We start from the raw sequence: 21,021 nt of genomic DNA, 5'->3' as shown, positions 1-21,021 counted from the left end.
GGAGGCACGTGGTGGAACAGTTGCGCTTGGGCGGATCCGGACTGGCGGTGTCGCGGATCGTCCTCGGCTGCATGGGCTACGGCGACCCGGCACGGGGCACGCACTCGTGGTCCATGGGGATCGAAGAGGCCCGACCACTGGTCAAGCAGGCGCTGGACGCGGGCATCACGACGTTCGACACCGCCAACTCGTACTCGATCGGCTCCAGCGAGGAGATCGTCGGGAAGCTCCTCGGCGAACTGGCGGACCGCTCCGAGGTGATCATCGCGACCAAGGTCCACAACCGGGTGGCGGACGGCCCCAACGGCGCGGGGCTGTCCCGCGGCGCGATCATGACGCAGGTCGACGCCAGCCTCCGCAGGCTCGGCACCGACTACATCGACCTCTACCAGATCCACCGCTACGACACGAGGACGCCGATCACCGAGACCATGGAGGCCCTGCACGACCTCGTGCGCGCGGGCAAGGTCCGCTACCTCGGCGCGTCCTCGATGTGGACCTGGCAGTTCGCGCGGATGCAGCACGTCGCCGACCTCAACGGCTGGACCAGGTTCGTCTCGATGCAGGACCAGTACAACCTGATCATGCGCGAGGAGGAGCGGGAGATGCACCCGTACTGCCTCGACGAGGGCGTCGGCGTCCTGCCGTGGAGCCCGCTCGCCCGCGGCAGGCTCACCAGGGACTGGGACGTCACCACCGAGCGCAGCGAGAACGACGTCTTCGGCGGCACGCTGTACAAGCAGACCGAGGAGACCGACCGCAAGGTCGTCGAGGCCGTCGCCGCGGTGGCGGACGGGCGCGGCGTCCCCCGTGCGCAGGTCGCGCTGGCGTGGATGCTGAGCAAGCCCGCCGTCACGGCCCCGATCGTCGGCGTCACGAAGCCGCACCACCTGACCGACGCCGTGGCCTCGGTCGACCTGGCGCTGTCCGACGACGAGATCCGCCTGCTGGAGGAGCACTACGTCCCGCACGCCGCCGAGGCGTTCTGACCGTGCGGGCCCGCCGTGGTCCACCGCGGGCCCGCACCGCCTCAGTCCAGCCACCCCGCGTCGTGCACCAGCAAGGCGACCTGCACCCGGTTGTTGAGGTCCAGCTTGGTCAGCACGCTGGACACGTGCGTCTTCACCGTCGGCACGCCGATGTGCAGCCGCCCGGCGATCTCCGCGTTCGACCGGCCGTGGCCGACCTCCAGCGCGACCCCGCGTTCGCGCGCGTTCAACGACGCCAGCCGCCGCACGGCCGCGGCCCGGCGCTCGTCGTGGTCGGTCTCGGTGACGCGGGCGATCAGCCGCCGGGTCACCGCGGGCGACAGCACCGGCAGGCCCCTGGCGACCTGGCGCACCGCGTCGACGATCTCCCACGGCGGAGTGTCCTTGAGCAGGAACCCGGCCGCGCCCACCCGCAGCGCCCGCAGCACGTGCCGGTCGGCGTCGAACGTGGTCAGCACCAGCACTTCCGGCGCCCGCGGCCGGGCGCGGACCGCCTCGGTGGCGGCGAGCCCGTCCACGGCGGGCATCCGGATGTCCATCAGCACCACGTCCGGCGCGTGCCGGTCGACCATCGCGGGCACCTCCGCGCCGTCACCGGCCTCGCCGACCACCCGGAGGTCGGGCGCACCGCCCAGCATCATCACCAGACCCGCCCGCACCAGCGGGTCGTCGTCGACGATGAGCACCCGCACCACACCCGGTTCGCTCACGGCGGCCACGGTAGCCAGGCCGCCACCCGCCACCCGCCGTCGGTGGTCCACCCGTGCTCCAGCGTGCCGCCCACGATGGCCACCCGCTCGGCCAGGCCGGGCAATCCCCGCCCCGGTCCCGAACGCGGAGCGGGCGCGGTGGTCGGCGTGCCGCTGCTCACCTCCACGGTCAACCCGTCACCGGGCGCGCCGGACACCCGGACGTCCACTTCGGACCCCGGGGAGTGCTTGCGGGCGTTGGTCATGCTCTCCTGCACGATCCGGTAGACCGTGCGCCCCGCGGAGTCCGGCACGTCCCCCTCGACGTCCGAGCGCAGCGCCACCCGCATTCCGGGGTGGTCCGACTCGGCCACCAGCAGCGGCAGGTCCGCGAACCTCGGCTGGGGCATCTCGCCGACCGGGGCGCGCAGCACGCCGATCACCTCCCGCAGGTCCTGCAACGCCTGGTGGGAGTTCTCCCTGATCACCTTCGCCGCGCGGGCGATGTCCTCGGTCGGCGCGTCCGGCCGGTACTCCAGCGCGCCCGCGTGCACGCTCAGCAGCGACAACCGGTGGCCGAGCACGTCGTGGATCTCCCGCGCGATGTCCTCGCGCACGTCGTGCTGCACCTGCTCGGCGCGCAGGTGCGCCTCCGTCTCGGCCCGCACCGCGCGGTCCCGCAGCGACAGGATCAGCTGCCGCCGGTGGTGCACGACCAGACCCCAGGCGACCACCGCGCCCTGGAGCACCACGCCGAAGACGACGAGCGCCACCGTCGGGATGTCGGGCTCCGGCCGCACCAGCGCGGCGGTCGCGGAAGCCGCCGGGCAGAGCGCGAACACGGCCATCGTGACGCGCGGCGGCCGGTGGACGGCGACGGTGAACAGCACGACCAGCAATGCGAACGCGCTCAGCTCGGAGAACGTGGAGAGCGCGATCAGCAGCAGCGCCAACGGGACCGGCCACCGGCGGCGCACCCACAGCCCGGCGGTGCCGATGACCCACGCGACCAGGTCGACGTCGAACAGCCACTCGGGAACCGGCATCTCCCAGGCCGAGACGCGCCCCGCCGCCACCACGGTGCCGAACAGCGCGGAACCCAGGAACAGCGCGGAGTCCACCACCCAGTCCCGCGTGCCGCGCGGGCGCGTCGCTCCGTCCATGGGCCGAACGTACCGACCGGGCGGGCGGAACTCCCGTGATCGATACCTAAGTCGCGGCGTTCGGGTACTTGCGGACGAGCGGCCCGATCCGGAGGGACGATCCGCGCCCGTGGTGGCCGCCCCTAGCGTCGGGACATGCGCAAAGCCGTCGAACTCCTCGGGCTGGTCCTCCTGGTGGAGGGCGTCAGCGGCACCGTCGACCACCTGGCGGTCCAGCCGTTCTTCTCGTTCGCGCTGAACCTCGTCAACCGGGTCGTCATCCCGAGGTTGGACTTCCTGGCGGGCCACGAACTCCTGGCCAACCTCGCCGTGGCCGCGCTCGGCGCCGCGCTGCTCCTCGCGGCGGGCGCGAAGCGGTCACCGGACGATCCACCCACCGCTACCCGGTGAACTCCCCCTGGGCGAGGTCGGCGCCGAGCCTGCGCCACCGGTCGGCCTGCCCCTCGGTGTCGACGCCGTCCACGATCACGGTCGTGCCCGCGCCGTGCACGATCCGGAGGATCTCCTTGAGCGCCAACGCGACCAGCGAGTCCTCCCGCACGTCCTGGGCCTGCCTGCGCACCATCCACCGGGCGATCCGCACCGCCCGCACCGGCAGGTCCTCCAGGTGCGCGAGGTCGCCGCCGGTGGTGCTGAAGTCGAGGATCTCGGTCGCCACGCCCGCGCTCGCCAGCAGCCGCAGGTTCTCCGCCGCCTCGCCGCCCTCCTGCGCCAGCGCGGACGCGGGAATCCCCAGCCACAGCCGGTTCGCGGGCAGCCCGGTGTCGTCGAGGACGCCCAGCACCCGGCTGAGCAGGTCGGGGTCCGACGACTGGTTCGGGGTGAGGCCGACGTGCAGCGGTGTGCCGTCGTCCAGCCCCTCCAGGCGGGTGCGCGCCTGCGCGGCGCAGGCCGAACCGAGCAACCAGTTGCCCAGCGGCAGGATCAGCCCGGTCTGCTCGGCCAGCTCGGCGCACCGCGCGTGCGGCAGCCTGCCCCGGTAGGGGTGCTGCCACGACAGCAGCGCGTCGAGCCCGACGACCTCCCCGCCGTCCAGCCGCACCAGCGGCCGGTGCTCGACGGACAGCTCGCCGTTCTCCCACGCGCCCGGCAGCGACACGGCGAGGCTGAACATCTCCCGGTCGCGGGCGTCCTGGTACGGGTCGAACAGCGCCCACTGCGTGCGCCCGTTGCGCTTCGCCCTGGCCAGCGACATCTCCGCGGCCTCCAGCAGGCTCGCCGCGTCCAGGCCCGCGGGCGGCCGGTCCACCACCCCGATGCTCGCGGGCGAGGCGACGGCGTGGCCGTCCAGGTAGACCGGCTCGGCCAGCACCTCGTTGATCATGCGCACGGTGCTCACCGCGTCCGGCGTGGTCGGCGAGTTCTCGACCAGCACGGCGAACTCGTCCGCGCCGAACCTCGCGACCATCGCCTTCTCCCGCGCGAACAGCGACTCCAGCCGGTGCGCGACGCTGTCCAGCAGCAGGTCGCCGACCCGGCGGCCGAGGCCGTGCGTGATCAGCGAGAACGCGTCCAGGTTCAGGTGGTAGAGCGTGATCCCGGTCGACGGCGCGGCGTGCCGGACGATCCGCTCCAGGCTGGAGGAGAAGAACTGCCGGTTCGGCAGCCGGGTCAGCATGTCGTGCAGCGCCTGGTGGTTGAGCTGGCCGTGCAGCAGGTTCAGCTCCGTGCGGTCCTCCACCACCACGACGAACCGGCCGCCGGGATCACCGGAGGCGGGCGCCGTCATGGTGATCGCCGCCCACGCGTTGTCGCCGTCCTTGCGCACCAGCCGCTGCTCGCTGTGCACCCGCCGCTGTGCACCCGCCACCAGCGCGGCGTACCCGTCGCGCAGCGACTTCGACTCCTCCGGGAGCACCAGGTCGAACAGGGTGGACCCGGCCAGCTCGCCCTCGGCGTACCCGAGGATGTCGGCGAGCCTCTCGTTGGCGCGCAGGAAAGCGCCTTCGCGGTCGGTGAGCGCGATCCCGTTCACCGAGTTCTCCAGCACGTCGTCGAACTCCGCCTCGACCGACCGCATCCGGCCGAGCGTCTCGTTGAGGGACTTCAGCAGCGCCTGGCTCATGCTCTCCTGCTGTTCCAGCGTCACGATCCGCACCTGCTCGGTGTACCCGGCGGCCAGCGCGCCCAGCAGCAGCACCAACCGCTCGGCGAACCTCAGCCCGCTCGGCAGTTCCGGCAGCGCGGGCAGCCCGCGGTCGAGCACCTCCATCGTGATCTGCAGGCTCTCCGGCCCGGTGCACCCCCACCGGACCAGGTCACCGCCGTCCTCGTGCGCCCGCTCTGAGGAGAACGGGTCGCGCGTCAGCACGTCGACCATCCGGTCGACGACGCCGGTCAGCCGGAGTTCGAACTCGGCGGGCTCCAGTGGAATGTAAGCCGAGGTCCCGAGTGAATTCGCCCACGTCCGGACCAGCTTGACCCGTTGCGGCGATCGGGTGACCGGAAGCGCCGCGGGGATAACGGACTCCGGTAGCGGGGCCGTCACCAGGGCGCACCGGAGCGGTCGTCGTCGCTTTGCATAGCATGCGGAAGGAAAAGTGATTCCAAGGTGCACCTCGGTGTTCATACGCGTGCCGAGCAAAAAGGTACCCGCGTACTGGGTTGCTGGCCAATAGCGAAGTGTTCCACCGCAGGTGGAGACCTCTTTTCGCGGACTCGCCGTGACTGTACCGTTATTCCGCTCCGGAATCGTTCCACCGCAGGTGGGGATGGGTTTGAGGGTGGATTGAGGGGTGGTTCGGGTGTGGTTTCAACTGGAACTCGGGGTGTTGTGTTTGAGATTGTCGGGGATTGTAGGGCTCTAGAGGGAAACGGTGTTACGGAACGGGGTGCGCCTGAGCGGGTGAGCGCGTGGTCAGGGGTGGTTCGACCAATGCGCGGTACGGGAGTGGGGAATCGGGGGACACGGGTACGGCTTGGGCACTCGACGAATCGCACGTTGCGAGCACTCCGATGATTTCAGTCCGATCGCGGAGGCTGCATGGTACAACTGGGTCAATCACGAAATCGATGGGGTGCGCATCCGCAATTGGGGGGAATGCGTTGATTCGTGGTGCGTGGGGGTGGGGGCCGTGCTGCCGTGCTGCCGTGCTGCCGTGCTGGGGTGACGTGCCGTGCTGGGGTGACGTGCTGGGTCGCCGGTGACGGATCCAGGATCTCCGGGTGCGGCCGGCTTGACTTGGGGCCCCTTTTTGGGCCTAGTCGGGCTAAAGAGGCAGGTGGTGGAGATGCCCGCCGACAAGTTGTAGGCCCAAAAACCCCAAGTCAAGCCGGCCGCACGGCGGTCGAGTGCTGCTCGGTGGGTGGTGGTCGGGCGGTCGGGTTGGGTGCCGTTGTGGTCGGTGGAGCGCTCGGTAGGTGGTTGAGGGCAGGTCGGCTGGTGCGGTGACCGTGATCCTCGCCGGGTTTCGTGCGTCTCGGAGTGATTCCCTCGCGGCACCGCCCCCACGCCCCGGCGCCACCGGTCACCGCACTGGCTGTCGTTGTGGTGGGTGGTTTGCGTACGTCGGTCGTCGCGCAGCAGTGAGCCCCGGCCTACCACCGTGGTGGTTGGCCGGGGCTCACTGCTTGACTCGACTGGGGGGCTAGAGCGCTTCTCCGGTCTCCAGCAACGACTTCAAGCTAGACAGGATGACCGGCCAGCCTTCGGTGATGCCTGCCAGTACCGTGCTTTCCGGCTCGAAACCGTCGTGCGTGACGGTCAGCTTGACCAGCTTCCCGTGCGGGGAGATGTCGAACGTGACCTTCGATCGCGGCTCCTCCGCCATCGCCGCGACCACCTCGGCGTTCATCCCGTTCACCTCGCCGAACTCCGGCGTGAACGTGTGCCAGGTGTACGACAGCCGGTTGTACGGCTCGGCCTCCAGCACGACCTGCCCCGGATCCGAGGTCTTCAGGCCGTTCTCGGTCCAGCTCATCTCCGACCCCGGCGTCCAGTCCGACTCGAACGTCGCGCCCCAGTACCGGCTGGTGAACTCCGGATCCGTCAACGCCCGCCAGAGGTCCTCCGACGTCGTGTTGATGTAGGTCGTGTAAACGAATTCCGGCTTGTCCATCGACTCGGACTCCAATGCTCTGGTCAGATCGGCGAGCACCCGCACCCGCCCCCGGTCGTACTGCTGGATCCAGCGCTCGGCGATCGCGTTGATCGGCGCGGCGTTCAGGTAGTGCAACTTCTCCCGCCCGCGCCACACCACCGTCACCACGTTGGCGCCCTCCAGCACCGCCAGGTGCTTGCTGACGGACTGCCGCGCCATGTCCAGCCCCGCGCACAACTCTCGCAGAGTTTGCCCATTGCGCACGTTCAGCCGATCCAACAACCTGCGCCTGCTCGGATCGGCCAACGCCTTGAACACCTCGTCCACAAACATGCACCCTTTCGGCTGCCCGAAACATAGGCAGCCGATGGGGTGCATGTCAAGAGGGATGACCGCGAGGATCAGCCGGTGCGCCGCTCCAGGTGCGACCGCGTATCGGGCGCCCACCGGATTCCGCAATCACGGTCGGGAAGCGCGTTGCGGAAGGACATCTCGACCTCGCCGACCGGATTGACGGTCACGGGGCCGGAGTCGTCACCGTCGAATTCCGACCCCACCCGACCCACCGAACAGGGCAGGCGATCGACGTCGAAGCGCACGACCAGGTCGATTTCGGAGCAATGGCGAGGAGCGCGGAAGATGTGAAGAGGCCTCACGGGGTGAATTCGCGGAATCCGGATCTCCAACGAGAACTCGTGCGACTCCCCGGCGACAAGCGGCCGCGGAAAGCGCAAGGAGAATTCCCGCCGCTTCATCGGCGACCAGTCGGTGCCGGTGAGCAATGCCCCGCTCGCCACGCGCACGTCGTGCTCGCCCGCGAGTTCGCTCCTGACGGGCCACGGAATCCGGTCGACACCGTCCCGCTCGGCCACGACCGTCCACCGCTCGGTGCACAGCGGAACCGGGCCGTCCAGGCGCAGCAGGACCTGGACGCGTTCGACGCGCCAGCCGTCCCGTGACACCTCGGGCCTCGGCGGGACCGGCCGCGATGCCGCCTCCACGAGGCGGGTGAGCCCGTCGTCGACGCGGCGCCTGATCGTTCGGGAGTCCCGCCGCGTCAGGTCTGCGAGCCACTGGACGCGGTGCGCGAGGAACGCGTGCTGGGCGTCGGCGTTCAGGGCGAGCGGCGTCGTCACGGCCAGCCGGAGGTCCTCGGGGAACGCGTGCACGAGTCCGGAAACCCAGGTGCCGATCTTTTCCCGCACGACCTCGGCGCCGTCGAGATCGCCGATACCGCACGCTTCGCGCAATGCGGGGCCGACGAGCCGATCGATACCTGGGGCCTGCACTCCGCGACCACGGCGCAGTGCCTTGAGCTCATCCATGAGTCCGCTTGACGAGACGACCATCGATCCTCCGCGCAGAGATCGCGCGGCACCTTCCGGTACCGCGCGGTTTCAGTACCGCTGACAGGCTTTCGTCCTTGAAATCGTGCCTGCGGTCTGAGCGCTATGTCGCCGTTGCGCGCCGCCGCGTTACCGATTCGAATAACCCGTTCGGTGTGGAAATACATTTAGCGACAACAACATCTTCCACTCGATCGGGAATCGTGGACCGGGCGGATTCGCGGCAGGAGGGAGGGGTGGTGGCCGCCGTTCGACACCTGCTAGCGTTTGTTGGCATGTGCTGGGTTTCGCTATGACTGACCCGACGGGGGACGAGCTGGTGCGGATGCTGGCGGCGCTCGCCAACCCGCACCGGCTCCGGGTCGTCGCGGCGCTGGCGCGCGAACGCGACTACGTGAGCAGGCTGGCCAGGGAGCTGGGCATCAGCCGGGCGCTCCTGCAGGTCCACCTCCGCAAGCTCGAGGCGGCGGGCCTGGTGCAGGGGCAACTGGAGCTGTCGGAGGACGGGAAGGCCATGAAGTTCTACGAGGTGACGGCCTTCGCGGTCCACCTGACACCGGCCACCATCGCGAGCGCCGCCACGTCCCTCAGCGCACCGGCGGTCGAGGAGAGGGGAACACCGTCATGAACTGGCACCAGTGGCAGGAGGTCATCGCGGTCATCGGCGTCTTCGTGCTCCTCACCGCGGTGATCACGGTGGGCATCTGGCAGTTCGCCGTCACCTGGCGCGCGAAGGCCGCGTTGGCCCGCGAACACGAGTACCGCGCGCTCGTCGAGCGCGTCGTCACCGCCCAGGAGAACTCCGAACGGCAACTGGCGGACCTGGACGGACGCCTGGCGGACATGCAGTCCCGCGTCCACTCGGTCGAAAGGATCCTCAAGGAGGTCGAATAGGTTCCGGGCCGTCGAGCGGCTACTCGACGGCCCGGATCGAAGAAGCACCCCCTCGCCCAAGGGCGAGTCTCATCGGATCACTCCTTCCCGGAGAGGACAGCATTCCGTGCTGCTCAAACGCAAGTCGGGCCTCCTCGTGCTGCTCGCCGCCGCGCTGGCCGCGTCCCCGTCGGCCCCGGTCGCCGCGGGCCCCGAACACCTGTCGATCACCTGGAGCACGTCGTGCGACCAGGTGTCCGCCGACTGCGGAACCCTCAGCCTCCCGGTCGACTGGACGCACCCGTCGGCCGCGAGGTTCGACCTGTCACTGGTCCGCGTCAAGGCCGCGGATCAGAGCCGCAGGATCGGCGTGCTGATGGTCAACCCCGGTGGTCCCGGCGACTCGGGCGTCGACTTCGCCCTGCGCGCCTCCACCTACTTCAGCCCGGAGGTCCTGGCCCGCTTCGACATCGTCGGCTTCGACCCGCGCGGCGTGAAGCGCACCAGCCCCATCACCTGCTCGAAGGACCTGCTCGCCGCCCGCCCCTCCACCTTCCCCGCCAATCAGGTGGAGTTCGACCGCGTCGCCGCCTACAACCAGCAGTTGCGCGCCGACTGCCGCTCCCTCAGCGGCCCCGTCTTCGACCACGCCGACACCCTGTCGGTCGTGCAGGACGTGGACGCGCTCCGCCGGGCGCTGGGCGAGCGGCGGATCACCTACTTCGGCCACTCCTACGGCAGCCTCATCGGCGAGCAGTACGCCGAGCGCTACGGCGACCACCTCAGGGCCATGGTCATCAGCGCCACCATGGACCACAGCCTGGGCACGGAGGACTTCCTCGTGTCCGAGGCGATCACCGCCGAGGACTCCTTCACCCAGTTCACCACCTGGTGCTCCGGCACGCCGTCGTGCGCCCTCCACGACCACGACACCACATCCACCTGGAACGACCTCCTGGCCCGCGCCGACCGCGGCGAAGTGTCGGAACCGACCGCCAAGATCCTGGCCAACACCGTGAAACTGCTCAAGAATCCACAGTGGACTGAACTAGCTGCCTACCTGCGCGACCTCACCGAACAACCCCCGACCCCAACCGTTCCCACCGACCCGCCCAACATCGGCGTGCTCCAGGCGGTCTTCTGCCAGGACTGGCAGATCAGACCCGCCGACCAAGCGGAGCTGGCCCGCCTCACCGCACTGGAACGCCAAGCCGCACCCCACATGCACCGCGCCACCGCCCACGACCCAGCGGTCGGCTGCATCGGCCTCCCACCAGCCACCAACCCCCAGCACCACCTCCACATCACCAAGGCCCCACCCATCCTCATCCTCAACTCAGCCCACGACCCGGTCACCCCGTACTCCTGGCCCACCAACGTCCACCAGCAGTCCGCGGACACCACGGTCCTGCTCACCTACGACGGCTGGGGCCACCAGGTCTACAACCGCAACACCTGCACCCGCACCACCACCGACACCTACCTCCTGACCCTCACCACCCCCACCCCCGCCCTCCACTGCCCCGCCGTCCCGCCACCCGCGTGACCGATCCGGCGTCGTCCGCGTGGTCCTCCACCACATGCTGCGGGCACATCGCCGCATGGGGTCCGCAGCTTGCGCTGGGCCTCCTGTAGCAGCGCATCGAGCGCGTCATCCGGAGTGCAGGCATCCTCCCGGATGCGTGGAACACAAGCGGTCGGGAGGATGCCCGCCCTGTGTGAGCTGGAGCGTCCGGGTTCGACATCGCCGGGACTCGTTCCGAATCCTTTGTGGACGATTTTTCGGGCGGTTGCCGAGCGGTGTCGGCTTCCGGGGTCGGACCGCGATCAGCAGACGGCCTTCGAACGCAGGACGCGGTGCAGCGACTCGCTCAGCCGGTCGGGAGTCAACCGTCCCGTGGTCGCCGCTTGTTCGAGGTGGTCGAGCACCTCGTCCACGCGGCCTCCGGAAGACCACAACGCCACGTCCGCACCCGCCGAGATCGCGCCCAGCACCGCATCGGGCAGGTCGACGCGGTCGGTCACCGCTCTCATCGCACCCAGATCATCGGTCATGGCCACGCCGTCGAAGGCGAACTCGTCGCGCAGCAGCCGATACGCGGCCGGGTTCAGCGAGGCCGGAGCCCCATCGGTCAGGCCGGGGACGTCCAGGTGGCCCACCATGACCGCGATGTCACCGTAGGCGCCGATGTCGCGGTAGGGCACCAGGTCCTGTGCGCGCAGGTCGGTCAGCGGTGCCGTGGTGGCCAAGCCCGCGTGGGAGTCGCCGATGGCGTTGCCGTGACCGGGGAAGTGCTTGAGCACGGGCTGGATGCCCGCATCGCGCAAGCCCGAGGCGAACGCCGCCGCGTATTCGCGAGCCACGGCGGGATCGGAGCTGAACGCGCGATCGCCGATGACGGCCCGGTCGGGTTGCGAGCTGGTGTCCACGACCGGTGCGAGGTCCATCGTCACGCCCCTTGTCCGCAGCGCTTCACCGCGTGCCTTGGCCAGGACGCGGACCTGCACGGGTGACATGGTGGCGGCCATCCGACGGGCGCTCGGGATGTCGCCGTCGAGTTCGTCGACCCTCTGCACACGGCCGCCTTCGTCGTCGACCGACACGGTCAGCGGCAGCTTCGTGATGGCCTTCACCTCGGCGATTCGGCCGGAGGTGAGCAGGCCGGTCGCGTCGCCCGCAAGGAAGATCCCGCCGACCTGCTCGGATGCCGCCGTCAGCGCGTCCGACTCCTCTTCCGCCCGAACGCCGACCTGGACCAACTGGGCGACCCGCCGCCGGAGCGGCATGCCCGCGATCGTCGCCGCGCACGGGTCGACCGCCGGGGACACCTGGTTACGCGGTATCGCCGGGCCGAAGGCGGTGCCACCGCCACCGGGTGGCAGCACACCGACCGGAACGGCCCCGGACGAGCCGGAGTCGGTGTCGGGGTCGTGGTAGACCGCCGCGGCGATCAGGGCACCGACCGTGATCATCAGGAGCCGTGACGAGAGGCTCTTGCCCCGTCGACTCACTTGCGGTGCACCGTCTTCTGGTAGGGGACGTCCTCGTAGGTCATCAACCGGGCGAAGCACTCCGTGACCGGGAAGCCGTTCTGGTCGCACCAGGCGTTGGCCGCCTGGGCGCTGGGATGCAGCGGTCCCGCCACGGTGACCCAGTACCCGGGTGAGGTGAAGCTCGGCCACTCGTCCGTGTGGAGGAGACCGGCGCCCGCGTAGGCGGCACGCAGCTTCTGGTGGTCGGCGAGGATGTCCGCGGCCCCGTAGGTCTTGCCGTCGGCCACGAGCCCGATCGACTTCGAGCTGATCTGGGCGATCCACGATCCCGTCGCCTGCGCCTTCAACCGGGGGAAGTCGGCGGTGGTGATCTCGACGAGTGCACGGAGCGGGTCGGTGGGCGTGGGCGTCGTCGGCCTCGTGGTGGTCGGGTACGTCCGCGTGGTCGCGGTGTACCCGCCGGTCTGGACGGCTTGTCCGCCCATCGCGGCACCGCGCGTTGTGCCCGCCCCGTTGCCGGATGCCGCCATCGCGATCCCGATGACCAGGGCGAGGACCGACGCACCGCTGCCACCGATCATCAGCAGCATCCGCCGCGACTGCCGTTCCCGCAGCCGCGCTCCGCGGCGTCGGGCAGGTCGGGACCCGCGGGTGTCCGAGTTCACCGGACGCCTTTGTACCGCGGTCGTGCACGGACAAGGGGTCGGTGGAGGTGGAAGTCGGCAGGTGCAGGCCGCGCAGAATTGTGCCATCCGAATCTTTCCTGCCTCGCGGGTGTGGTTGATGTTCGAGGATAGGACAATTTCGTGGAATGTGGGACCGTGTCCACCAATTGTCCACTTTTTGGAAGAAGGACAATTAGTGGTCGTTTTGCGGATTCGGCTAACGTTCGACCGATGTGGATCGACTCCCCGTGCAGTCCACGCACCACGGGAGAGCCATGCCGGTCGCCACGCAAGCGAAGATATCTTTGCCAGTCTCCTTCTCGGCATTCGTGCCTACCTCGGCGTGGCCGCGTTCGACGCTGGGCGACATCGTGCTGGAGCTGATCGGAGCGCTGCGCAAGGTGCGCTTGGACCACAGCTCCGCGTCGGAGGAAGTGCTCGCGAGCAGTTGGCGTTCCGCGATGGAGGCGGGTTCCGCCGACCTTCTCGGAGATCCCGACTCGTACTTGCAAATGGCTTTCGCGACGCGTTACTTCCTGGACATCCTGCGCAGGCTCAAAACTCCGCGTGAGCGCCTTGCCGAGATTTCCGATCTTGCGCGACCCGACCTGCTGGAAAATGGTCCGGTGACGACAGGTGTGCGATTCCACCTGCCGAACCACCTGCAGAACCTGGGAGCGCCACTTCCGGATGACATGGCCGTGCACCGCGCTGTCTTCGGTGTTGGGCGACCGATCCAGGAGATGCTGGAACAGACCGGAGGCGGTGTGCTGGACGACGAGGGCGTCGAACGCCTCGCGACCGCAAGCCTCGGTGCTCATGCCTTGAACGCGCCCGATGCCGTGTGGACGTTGCTGTCGGAGGCGGCGCCCGCGGGGGACGTGGGCGAGCAGGGCGTCGCCGAGTTCACCTTCCCCAACCTGGCGACCATCGCCGTGGTCGAGACCATGTCGCGCACCCACGCGGAACTGGTGGCGGCCGAGCGGCGCGAGACCGAGCTCAGGTCGGCGACGACGCAGATCGGTTCGGCGCTGGCCAACGGCGAAGTGGACGACTGGGTTCTGGGCAGGTTCGAGGACGTCGGGATCGACACCGCGTGCATGCGGGACCTGTTGGGCTACCGGCGCGACTACCGGGCCGCCGGACCGTTCAGGAAGCTGGTGATGGGCAACCCGGACGACGAGATCCAGGGTGAGGCCCACGACCTGCTCATGGAGTGGAACCACCAGGTGCAGGCGGCTGTCGAACGCGCGGAGGAGGTGCACGCGAAGCGGTCGGCCGGGTTGCGTCGACTGCGCCCGCGCGTCGAAGAGCACGCGTTGCACAACGTCGCCGCGGACGACCCGCTGCGACCGCAAGAGGACTACATCGGGTCAGGACTTTCCGACGACGTGTCCCCCTGGGGAACGCTGTGGTTCTTGGACCCCGTCGCCGACGCCTCCTGGGCGCGACTGCCGGAGTCGAACTGCTTCCGGGCCAGCGCCACCTTGCTCACCGGTGGCAGGGGCTTGACCTACGAAGCGGCGGAACGGGCCGCGAGGGCGATCGTGCTGGACCAGATGTCACGCGCGTTGCCGGGGCGGCTGAGGCTGACCTGGATCGACCCGTCGGGTCGTGGCAAGAGCGCAGGGCCGCTGCTGGGGATGCTCGACGGCGACAAGTCGATGATCGACGGCGCGGTGCACGTCGAGTCGGACGACATCACCGCCGCGCTCCGCCGGGTCAGCGACCGGATGGCCAAGCTGGAACAGCAGTGCCTCCGGGACACCCACGCCGACCTGGCGGCTTACAACATGGTCGCCGGGAGTCTCGCGGAGCCCAACCAGATTGTCGTGGTCACGGGGTACCCCAACGGCTTCACCGAGGACAACGCGCGCAGGCTCCACCAGATCGCCGAGAACGGCAAGAGGCTGGGGATCCAGGTCCTCGTGGTGACCGACCCGCTGATGGCCGACACCGTCCACACGTCGGTGCGGCCCAACCACCACTACCCGGTCCTGGTCTCCTCGCCGAACGGGAGCCTTCCGCACTGGTGGAACCCGGACCTCCTACCGGGGCAGTACCGGGTGCTCGGCCACGGTGGGCGGCCGCACGCCACGATCCTGGGCACCGGCATCGTCGAGAACGCGGTTCCCTGCGTTCCCTGCGACCTGATGGACTTCGACGCCTCCGCCGCCGAACGCATCGTGACCGGGTACCTCGCGGCGTCCGCGTCCGCGGCGGAGGTCCGGATCGACACGGCGACGCTGCAGTCCGCTGACGACGGAACTGCCAACAGCGCCGACGGGGTGATCGTGCCGCTCGGGATCCACGGTCGGGGGAACCTGCTGGAGCTGGAGTTGGGACGGGGACTCCGGCAGAACGTCCTCATCGGCGGCCTGCCGGGTTCGGGCAAGTCGACGTTGATGCACACGCTCATCACCTCGGCCGTGCGGCGGTACTCCCCGGACGAGCTGGAGCTCTACCTGCTCGACTTCAAGCAGGGGGTCGAATTCAGGGCCTACGCCGATCTCGCGCTCCCGCACGCCAAAGTGGTTGCGGTGCAGAGCGAGCGGGAGTTCGGCCTGTCCGTGCTTCGAGGTCTCCGCGCCGAGATCGACCGCCGCGGCACGTTGTTCCGCGGCAAGGACGGCGGCGGGGCGGACAACATCCGGACCTACCGGCAGAACACGGGGAAGCCGCTGCCCAGGGTCGTGGTGGTAGTGGACGAGTTCCAAGTGCTCTTCGCGGACGATGACGCCATCGCCCACGAGTGCGCCCAGCACCTCGACCACTTGGTCCGACAAGGGCGGGCTTTCGGCGTGCACGCCGTTCTCGGCACGCAGACCCTGCGTGGTCACGGGGCGATGAACCTGCTGCGCGGAACGCTCGACCAGGTCGCGGTGCGCATCGTGCTGAAGACCAACGAAGCCGATTCAAGGCTGTTCCTGGCGGACGACAACCCGGCGGGTGCGGGACTCGGCCGACCGGGACTGGCGATCTACAACGAGGACGCGGGTCACCTGTCGGGCAACAAGGAGTTCCAGGTCGCCATCTCCGACGACGCCCGGCGCACGGCCGTCATCGCGGAAGAGCGGCAGCGGGCGGACGAGTCGGGGTTCACCCGGCGGCCGCTCGTCTTCGACGGCACGCGGATCATCGGCGTCGCTGATGACGACGACGTGGTCGCCCTCACCAGTGGGCGAGGACCGGTGGACCGCAAGCGAATCCGCTTGCACCTGGGTCTGCCGGTCGCGATCGGCGGCTCCGGCGCCATCGACCTGCGGCGCCGAGCCGGCAGCCACCTGGCCGTGGTGGACCGCGACGCCGAGCGCGGGATCGGGGCTCTGGTCGTGGCGTTGAAGACCGGCTGCCTGTCGACCACACCCGCCCCCGAGGTCGTCGTGGTCGACTGCCTCAGCGAGGACGAGGACCACGGGGAGGTGCTCTTCGACGCGTCCGCCTGGTTGCCCCAGGTCACGTTCGTCCGCAGGGTGAAGCTCGCCGCCACGGTGTCGCGGGTGGCGAACGAGGTCCGCCGCCGGGTCGAGGAGGACGACACCCGCGCCCCGCGGTTGGTGCTGGTGATCAGCGCACTGAACCGAGCCCGTGATCTCGGCGACGAGAACACCTACGCCGAGGAGGGCACGGTTCGGCACGACCTGCTTTCGGTGTTGAAGGACGGCCCGGACTACGGGGTGCACGTGGTCGTCAACGTCGACTCGGTCGAAACCCTGGAACGCAGGCTCGGCGGGGGTTCCTTCGCGGAGTTCGGCATCCGGATGATCGGCCAGTGCTCGGCGGACACGTCCCAGCGCGTGCTGGGCACCGCCGCCGCAAGCAGGCTCGGCGACGGTTACGCCCTCGTGCACGAACCGGATGACAACAGGTTGGAGACGGTGCGCCCGTTCCCGGTGCCCCCGCTGGAGTGGTTGTCCGCGACCTCGGTCGCCGAACAGGACCGGAGCATGGAATGGCGCTAGTGCAGTACGACCCCGAACAGCTCGAACGCGCGGCGAGCGCGCTGACCCGCAGTCAGACCGCGCTCGTGAACGAGGCGCGCTCGGTGAACGCGACGATCGGCGGCCTCACGGGGTTCAGCGATTCGAGCACCGAGCGGTTCCGCAACGAGGTGCGCCAAGTGGTCCGGGCGATGCAGCAGCAGTCCGAAGTGCTGGCGCTGCATGCCAAGCACCTGAGGCAACTCGCCCAGGACGTTCGGAACCTGTCGAAGCGGTGAACGGCTTCTCCGGCGATCCCGACGCGCTCATCGCGATGGCGGCCGTGCTCACCGTGCACCGGACCCGACTGGTGGAGGCGCAACAGGACCTGCTGGTGCGGGACGGCCAGCTGCGCCTCGTGGTGGCGAACGCGGTGGCCAGGTGCGTCGCCGACCACGCGGCCGCTGCCGAGGCGTTGCGGGCGGTGGACCCCCGCGACGAGGACGCGCTCGCAGCGGCCCGGCAGCGCTTGTCGGACGAGGCCGCTCGGCTGAACCAAGCGCGTGCCCAGCAACGGATCCTCGTACGGGTGCTGGACGACGCGAAGCGCGCTGTCGGGGCTCGAAGTCGGGTCGCCATCACCAGCTGCGACAGGGGGATCGCGCGACTCAGGCAGGTGTGGCAGGAGGTGGAACGCGCGGGCCGCGCGTTCGCGGCCGTGCTGGGCAACTGGATCGGCGGCGGGACGTCCGCCCCACTCGGCCACCACCCGGCGGGTGGTGGGTCGGGTGCCGCGTCCGCCGCACCCGTTGCCGACACCTGGGCGGCCCCCGGAGGGCAGGTCCTGGTGCCGCTCTCGGAGATCGACGGCGTGGACGACGTCGTCAGCGGCCCGCTGGACTTCGGCAAGGTGTCGTTGGCCGACATGCGGGCCGGGCTCACCAGGTTGGAGAGCGTCGTCCTCCCCGCTGTTCGCGCCGGTGCGGGCCGGGAGGAGATGCGGTCCCTGGACGAAGCCCGAAACCTCACGGGTGACATCGGTTCGCACCTCAGGATCTTCGAGGCCTTCTTCGGCGACTCGTGCCTCAAGCTCGTCCGCGAGAACGGTCGCTACACCGTCATCGGAGGCAACCACCGCATCTGGGCCGCCCGTCGGCTGGGCTTCGACGAACTTCCCGCGCTGGTGCGGGAACGCCGATGAGCGCCCTCGCCGCGACGGCATCCGCCCTGGCGACCGCGCGATCGGTGTTCGACCTCGCGGGACGGCGGCTGGCCCAGGACTGGAGGGACCAGGGCTCGGTCACCTTCCGCTCCGAGGTCGTGACCGTGATCGACACGGAGACCGCCGGTGCCCTCCGGGCGTTGCAAGAGGCGGACCAGGCGGTCGACTCGGTCCTGCGCGCCCTGCGGGCGATCCGTTGCGATGTGTGAAGAACTGGCCGGTTCGCCCGACCTGTTCGCGCTGACTCGTGGGCGACGAGCTTTTCGTTGGCAGGCGGGGAAGTTGATGAGAACTCTTCCTCATCGAAGACACGCGCCGTGGGCGTAACCGACCCTGGGCGCCCACTGCCTGCAACGACTTCTCGCTGTTCCCGCTCTCGTTCTGCGGGACCCGGTACTGCCTCGTGTGAATCCAATCTGCTTCGCCTTCTGGCACGCGCCGCGCTGGCGGATGTGCCAATTGCGTGGACATCGGCTGATGCCTGGTTGCCATTGCAGGACGCGGGTGCCCGCTGCCACGTTCGGGCCGCGGCGTAATCCTTTCGGGGGGCCCGCTGCGGACCGCCCTCGGCCACCCCAACGCCCCCACTAGCGTCTGGTGCTCTTGCTGGTGCTGAACGGAAAGGGCTTCAGGTGATGGACGAACTCGGCGCGCTGCTGCGGAGGCTGCGCGAGCAGGTGGGCATCACCCTCGAGCAACTTGCAGAGCTGTCGGGCGTCGATGTCCACACCATCACCGGATTGGAGTCGGGCAGGCACGACAACCCGAGCGCGGGTCCGGTGAGGCAGCTGGCCGACGCGCTGCTGGCAACGGCTGGTGAACACCAGGAGGCCGTGGCTCTGAGCAGGCGGCTGCACGGCATCGCCAACCAGGCGAGCGGACCCGTGCACGGGCAGCTGGTGCAGGCCGCGGTCATCCAGGGCGGGGTGATGGTCATCGGCCGATCGCGCTCAGACCCGTTGGTGGAGGCCGTGGACCTGCTGGCCAAGGAGGTGGCCATCAGCGGGCGGGGCGAGGCGGAGTTCCAGCGGATCAACGACCGGCTGTCGCTGCCCGTGAGGTGGGAGCACGCGCCCTCGGAGATGGTCGACTACTGGCACAACATCTGCGGCGTGCGTGCCGGGGCCGGGTGCGATCCGCTGGATCTGACCGGCGAGCCGGACGAGATCATGCGGGTGTACCGGAGGATCCCCTCGGGCAGGCTGGTGGTGCTGGGGAGTCGGGCTCGGGCAAGACGATCCTGGCCCTGCGGCTCGTGCTGGACCTGGTGCGGGCCCGCGTCTCCGGCGACCCAGCGCCGGTACTGGTCAGCCTCAGCTCCTGGAATCCCGTCACGCCGCTGCGGCAGTGGCTCATCGGCCAACTCCTGCGCGACCACCCGGCCTTGGGCGCCCTCGGCCAAAACCGGTCCGTGCTCGCCGCTGACCTCGTCGAGTCGGGTTTGGTGCTGCCGGTGCTCGACGGGTTCGACGAGATCGCAGGCGGCCTGCACCGCGCTGCCCTGACCGCGCTCAACGCCGCGGACATGCCACTGGTGCTGACCAGCAGGACCGGTGACTACGCCACCGCTGTGGCGGGACACCGATTGCTGTCCAACGCTGCGGGCATCGAACTCGCCGACCTCGATCTGACCGACCTGGCCAATTACCTGCCACGCACCACTCGCAGGACCTCCGAGCCCGATACCCCGTGGGAGCCCGTGCTCGCCGAACTGCGCGACCGCCCGCACAGCGACGGCAGTCTCATCCTCGGCCCGGTGTTGCGGACCCCGCTGATGGTCATGCTGGCCCGCACGGTCTACAGCGACACCCCCGGCCGCAGGCCCGCCGAGTTGCTGGACCGGTTCGACAGTTCCGACGCCGTCGAGGCCCACCTGCTGACCGGCTACATCCCGACGGTCTACCGCGATCACCCCGACCCCGACCGCGTCCGGCGCTGGTTCACCTACCTCGCACGGCATCTCGACGAGCTCGGCACCTCGGACCTGGCGTGGTGGCAGTTGAGCGCCACCGCAGGCTTGCCCGCGCGCATGCTCCGTGTGGGAATCGTGACGACCCTGGTCACCGCGCTCATCGACGGGCTCATGAACAGCCTGGTGTTCGGCTTCGTTCTCGGGCTCCAGCTAGTGGCCTACCTGGAGGTGGGACTCGTGGCCGGGCCTGCCTTCGCGATCGTGTACGGGCTCACGATCACCCTTCGGGGCCGGGAGTTCGAGCCTTCCAGAGTGCACATCCGGCTGCCCGGCGCGACTCGGCGTGAAAGGGAGGCGCCCTGGCCCCGGTGCCAGGCCTGGGCGCTGGGTGGAGCCGCGTTCGGGTTGGTGCTGGGCCTGATGGCCGGTTTCGCCGCCTGGCTGGGGACCGGTGTGGCCGATGTCCCGGTCTTCACGCTCTGCGCGCTGGTGTACATGCTGGTGTTCGGGGTGGGCGCGGGCCTGATGTCGTGCCTGCTGACCTGGTTCGAAGCCCCGCTCGACCTCGGGTCCGCGGTCAGCCCCGCCAGTCTGCTGGCCGTCAACCGCACAACGGTGCTGCTCCAAGTAGTGCTGGTCGGGCCCCTCTTCGGACTGCTGGTCGCATCTGGCGGTTGGTTGGGTGGCTCGCTGGCAATCGAGCTGTCACCCAGCCTGCACGGCGGCCGGTACGTGTTCGGGCTGGGTGCCGGGTTGGTGTTCGGGGCTGTGGGTGGCCTTGCGGGCGGCTTCGGCTATGCGTTCAGCCTGACCACTTGGGGCCAGTGGATAGCGTTCACCCGCATCTGGCTTCCATTGACCGGACGAGCCCCATGGGCACTGATCGCCTTCTTGGACCAAGCCTGCCGCCGGGGCGTGCTGCGCCGACACGGCGCGGTCTACCAGTTCCGCCACCCACGCCTTCAGGAGCACCTGATCTGTTCGGAGCGCGAGCCGATGAAGCCGACAGCGATGTGATCGGCTTACCCGACCGCACGGTAACCCGCCAACCAACCCGCCTCGTCCTTCTCCCAGCCGTTCGGGACGTTAAGGTGGGATGAGCCGTTCGTCAGCCTGCCCAGTGGTCTTCCAGCAGGTAACCGTTGAGCTCACAACTTTGAATGGTGCGGCTAACGAAGAAAAGGGCGGCGCGACCAGTAGGCTCGCTT

At 69.4% G+C, this 21,021-nt stretch carries 19 protein-coding genes; 12 read left to right on the top strand and 7 right to left on the bottom strand.

The annotated features are described in order from the left end of the window. Positions 1-11: 11 nt before the first annotated feature. Positions 12-989 carry an aldo/keto reductase gene (locus tag RM788_RS19610; protein ID WP_315933142.1) on the top strand — a complete coding sequence of 326 codons (978 nt, stop codon included), beginning with the start codon at positions 12-14 and terminating at the stop codon, positions 987-989. A gap of 41 nt (positions 990-1,030) precedes the next feature. On the opposite strand, the gene RM788_RS19605 is transcribed toward RM788_RS19610, so the two are convergent. Beyond that, entirely contained in the window at positions 1,031-1,708 is a 678-nt protein-coding gene (locus tag RM788_RS19605; protein WP_315933140.1) for a response regulator, read from the bottom strand. Then, positions 1,696-2,841 carry a sensor histidine kinase gene (locus RM788_RS19600; protein WP_315933139.1) on the bottom strand — a complete coding sequence of 382 codons (1,146 nt, stop codon included), beginning with the start codon at positions 2,839-2,841 and terminating at the stop codon, positions 1,696-1,698. Before RM788_RS19600 ends, RM788_RS19605 begins: the two co-directional genes overlap by 13 nt. Positions 2,842-2,976: 135 nt before the next feature. Between RM788_RS19600 and RM788_RS19595 the strand changes: the two genes are divergently transcribed. Further along, positions 2,977-3,231 carry a hypothetical protein gene (locus RM788_RS19595; RefSeq protein WP_315933138.1) on the top strand — a complete coding sequence of 85 codons (255 nt, stop codon included), beginning with the start codon at positions 2,977-2,979 and terminating at the stop codon, positions 3,229-3,231. Here RM788_RS19595 and RM788_RS19590 read toward each other — a convergent pair. The 3 genes from RM788_RS19590 to RM788_RS19580 all read right to left on the bottom strand — a co-directional run bounded on the left by RM788_RS19590 (position 3,221) and on the right by RM788_RS19580 (position 7,843). Continuing rightward, the gene (locus RM788_RS19590; RefSeq protein WP_315933137.1) at positions 3,221-5,329 is read right to left on the bottom strand and encodes a putative bifunctional diguanylate cyclase/phosphodiesterase; all 2,109 of its coding nucleotides are present in this window, start codon (positions 5,327-5,329) and stop codon (positions 3,221-3,223) included. The two genes, RM788_RS19595 and RM788_RS19590, sit on opposite strands and share 11 nt — an antisense overlap. Positions 5,330-6,428: 1,099 nt before the next feature. Then, complete coding sequence (locus tag RM788_RS19585) at positions 6,429-7,208, bottom strand: ArsR/SmtB family transcription factor (protein WP_315933136.1); 780 nt, start codon at positions 7,206-7,208, stop codon at positions 6,429-6,431. A 74-nt stretch (positions 7,209-7,282) separates the two neighbouring features. Continuing rightward, complete coding sequence (locus tag RM788_RS19580) at positions 7,283-7,843, bottom strand: hypothetical protein (RefSeq protein WP_315933135.1); 561 nt, start codon at positions 7,841-7,843, stop codon at positions 7,283-7,285. A 120-nt stretch (positions 7,844-7,963) separates the two neighbouring features. Here RM788_RS19580 and RM788_RS19575 point away from each other — a divergent pair, with 120 nt between their 5' ends. The 4 genes from RM788_RS19575 to RM788_RS19560 all read left to right on the top strand — a co-directional run bounded on the left by RM788_RS19575 (position 7,964) and on the right by RM788_RS19560 (position 10,646). Next, positions 7,964-8,218 (top strand): hypothetical protein, encoded by a 255-nt coding sequence (locus RM788_RS19575; protein ID WP_315933134.1) that lies wholly within the window; start codon positions 7,964-7,966, stop codon positions 8,216-8,218. A 301-nt stretch (positions 8,219-8,519) separates the two neighbouring features. After that, on the top strand, positions 8,520-8,855 hold the full coding sequence (locus RM788_RS19570) for an ArsR/SmtB family transcription factor (RefSeq protein ID WP_315933133.1): 336 nt from the start codon (positions 8,520-8,522) through the stop codon (positions 8,853-8,855). Then, complete coding sequence (locus tag RM788_RS19565; RefSeq protein ID WP_315933132.1) at positions 8,852-9,121, top strand: hypothetical protein; 270 nt, start codon at positions 8,852-8,854, stop codon at positions 9,119-9,121. The genes RM788_RS19570 and RM788_RS19565 overlap by 4 nt, the downstream gene beginning before the upstream one ends. Before the next feature lie 106 nt (positions 9,122-9,227). Beyond that, positions 9,228-10,646 carry an alpha/beta fold hydrolase gene (locus RM788_RS19560; RefSeq protein ID WP_315933131.1) on the top strand — a complete coding sequence of 473 codons (1,419 nt, stop codon included), beginning with the start codon at positions 9,228-9,230 and terminating at the stop codon, positions 10,644-10,646. Between the two features lie 281 nt (positions 10,647-10,927). On the opposite strand, the gene RM788_RS19555 is transcribed toward RM788_RS19560, so the two are convergent. Both RM788_RS19555 and RM788_RS19550 read right to left on the bottom strand, forming a co-directional pair. Beyond that, positions 10,928-12,073, bottom strand: coding sequence for a glycoside hydrolase family 3 N-terminal domain-containing protein (locus tag RM788_RS19555; protein WP_315933130.1), 1,146 nt, complete (start codon positions 12,071-12,073; stop codon positions 10,928-10,930). 35 nt (positions 12,074-12,108) lie between these two features. Continuing rightward, entirely contained in the window at positions 12,109-12,759 is a 651-nt protein-coding gene (locus RM788_RS19550; RefSeq protein ID WP_315933129.1) for a hypothetical protein, read from the bottom strand. A gap of 329 nt (positions 12,760-13,088) precedes the next feature. Between RM788_RS19550 and RM788_RS19545 the strand changes: the two genes are divergently transcribed. From RM788_RS19545 to RM788_RS19520, 6 genes are all read left to right on the top strand, one after another. Further along, the gene (locus RM788_RS19545; protein ID WP_315933128.1) at positions 13,089-16,721 is read left to right on the top strand and encodes an FtsK/SpoIIIE domain-containing protein; all 3,633 of its coding nucleotides are present in this window, start codon (positions 13,089-13,091) and stop codon (positions 16,719-16,721) included. After that, positions 16,712-16,978 carry a WXG100 family type VII secretion target gene (locus tag RM788_RS19540; protein ID WP_315933127.1) on the top strand — a complete coding sequence of 89 codons (267 nt, stop codon included), beginning with the start codon at positions 16,712-16,714 and terminating at the stop codon, positions 16,976-16,978. Before RM788_RS19545 ends, RM788_RS19540 begins: the two co-directional genes overlap by 10 nt. Further along, on the top strand, positions 16,975-17,880 hold the full coding sequence (locus RM788_RS19535) for a ParB N-terminal domain-containing protein (RefSeq protein WP_315933126.1): 906 nt from the start codon (positions 16,975-16,977) through the stop codon (positions 17,878-17,880). Before RM788_RS19540 ends, RM788_RS19535 begins: the two co-directional genes overlap by 4 nt. Continuing rightward, on the top strand, positions 17,877-18,110 hold the full coding sequence (locus RM788_RS19530; protein WP_315933125.1) for a hypothetical protein: 234 nt from the start codon (positions 17,877-17,879) through the stop codon (positions 18,108-18,110). Before RM788_RS19535 ends, RM788_RS19530 begins: the two co-directional genes overlap by 4 nt. Positions 18,111-18,536: 426 nt before the next feature. Then, positions 18,537-19,406 carry a helix-turn-helix domain-containing protein gene (locus RM788_RS19525; protein WP_315933124.1) on the top strand — a complete coding sequence of 290 codons (870 nt, stop codon included), beginning with the start codon at positions 18,537-18,539 and terminating at the stop codon, positions 19,404-19,406. Further along, on the top strand, positions 19,313-20,830 hold the full coding sequence (locus tag RM788_RS19520) for an NTPase (RefSeq protein ID WP_315933123.1): 1,518 nt from the start codon (positions 19,313-19,315) through the stop codon (positions 20,828-20,830). The genes RM788_RS19525 and RM788_RS19520 overlap by 94 nt, the downstream gene beginning before the upstream one ends. The last annotated feature ends 191 nt before the right edge of the window (positions 20,831-21,021 follow it).

Source organism: Umezawaea sp. Da 62-37, from assembly GCF_032460545.1.
Classification (GTDB): domain Bacteria; phylum Actinomycetota; class Actinomycetes; order Mycobacteriales; family Pseudonocardiaceae; genus Umezawaea.
The sequence above is the reverse complement of the archived record's forward strand: the minus strand, read 5'-3'. Positions and strand labels throughout refer to the sequence as shown.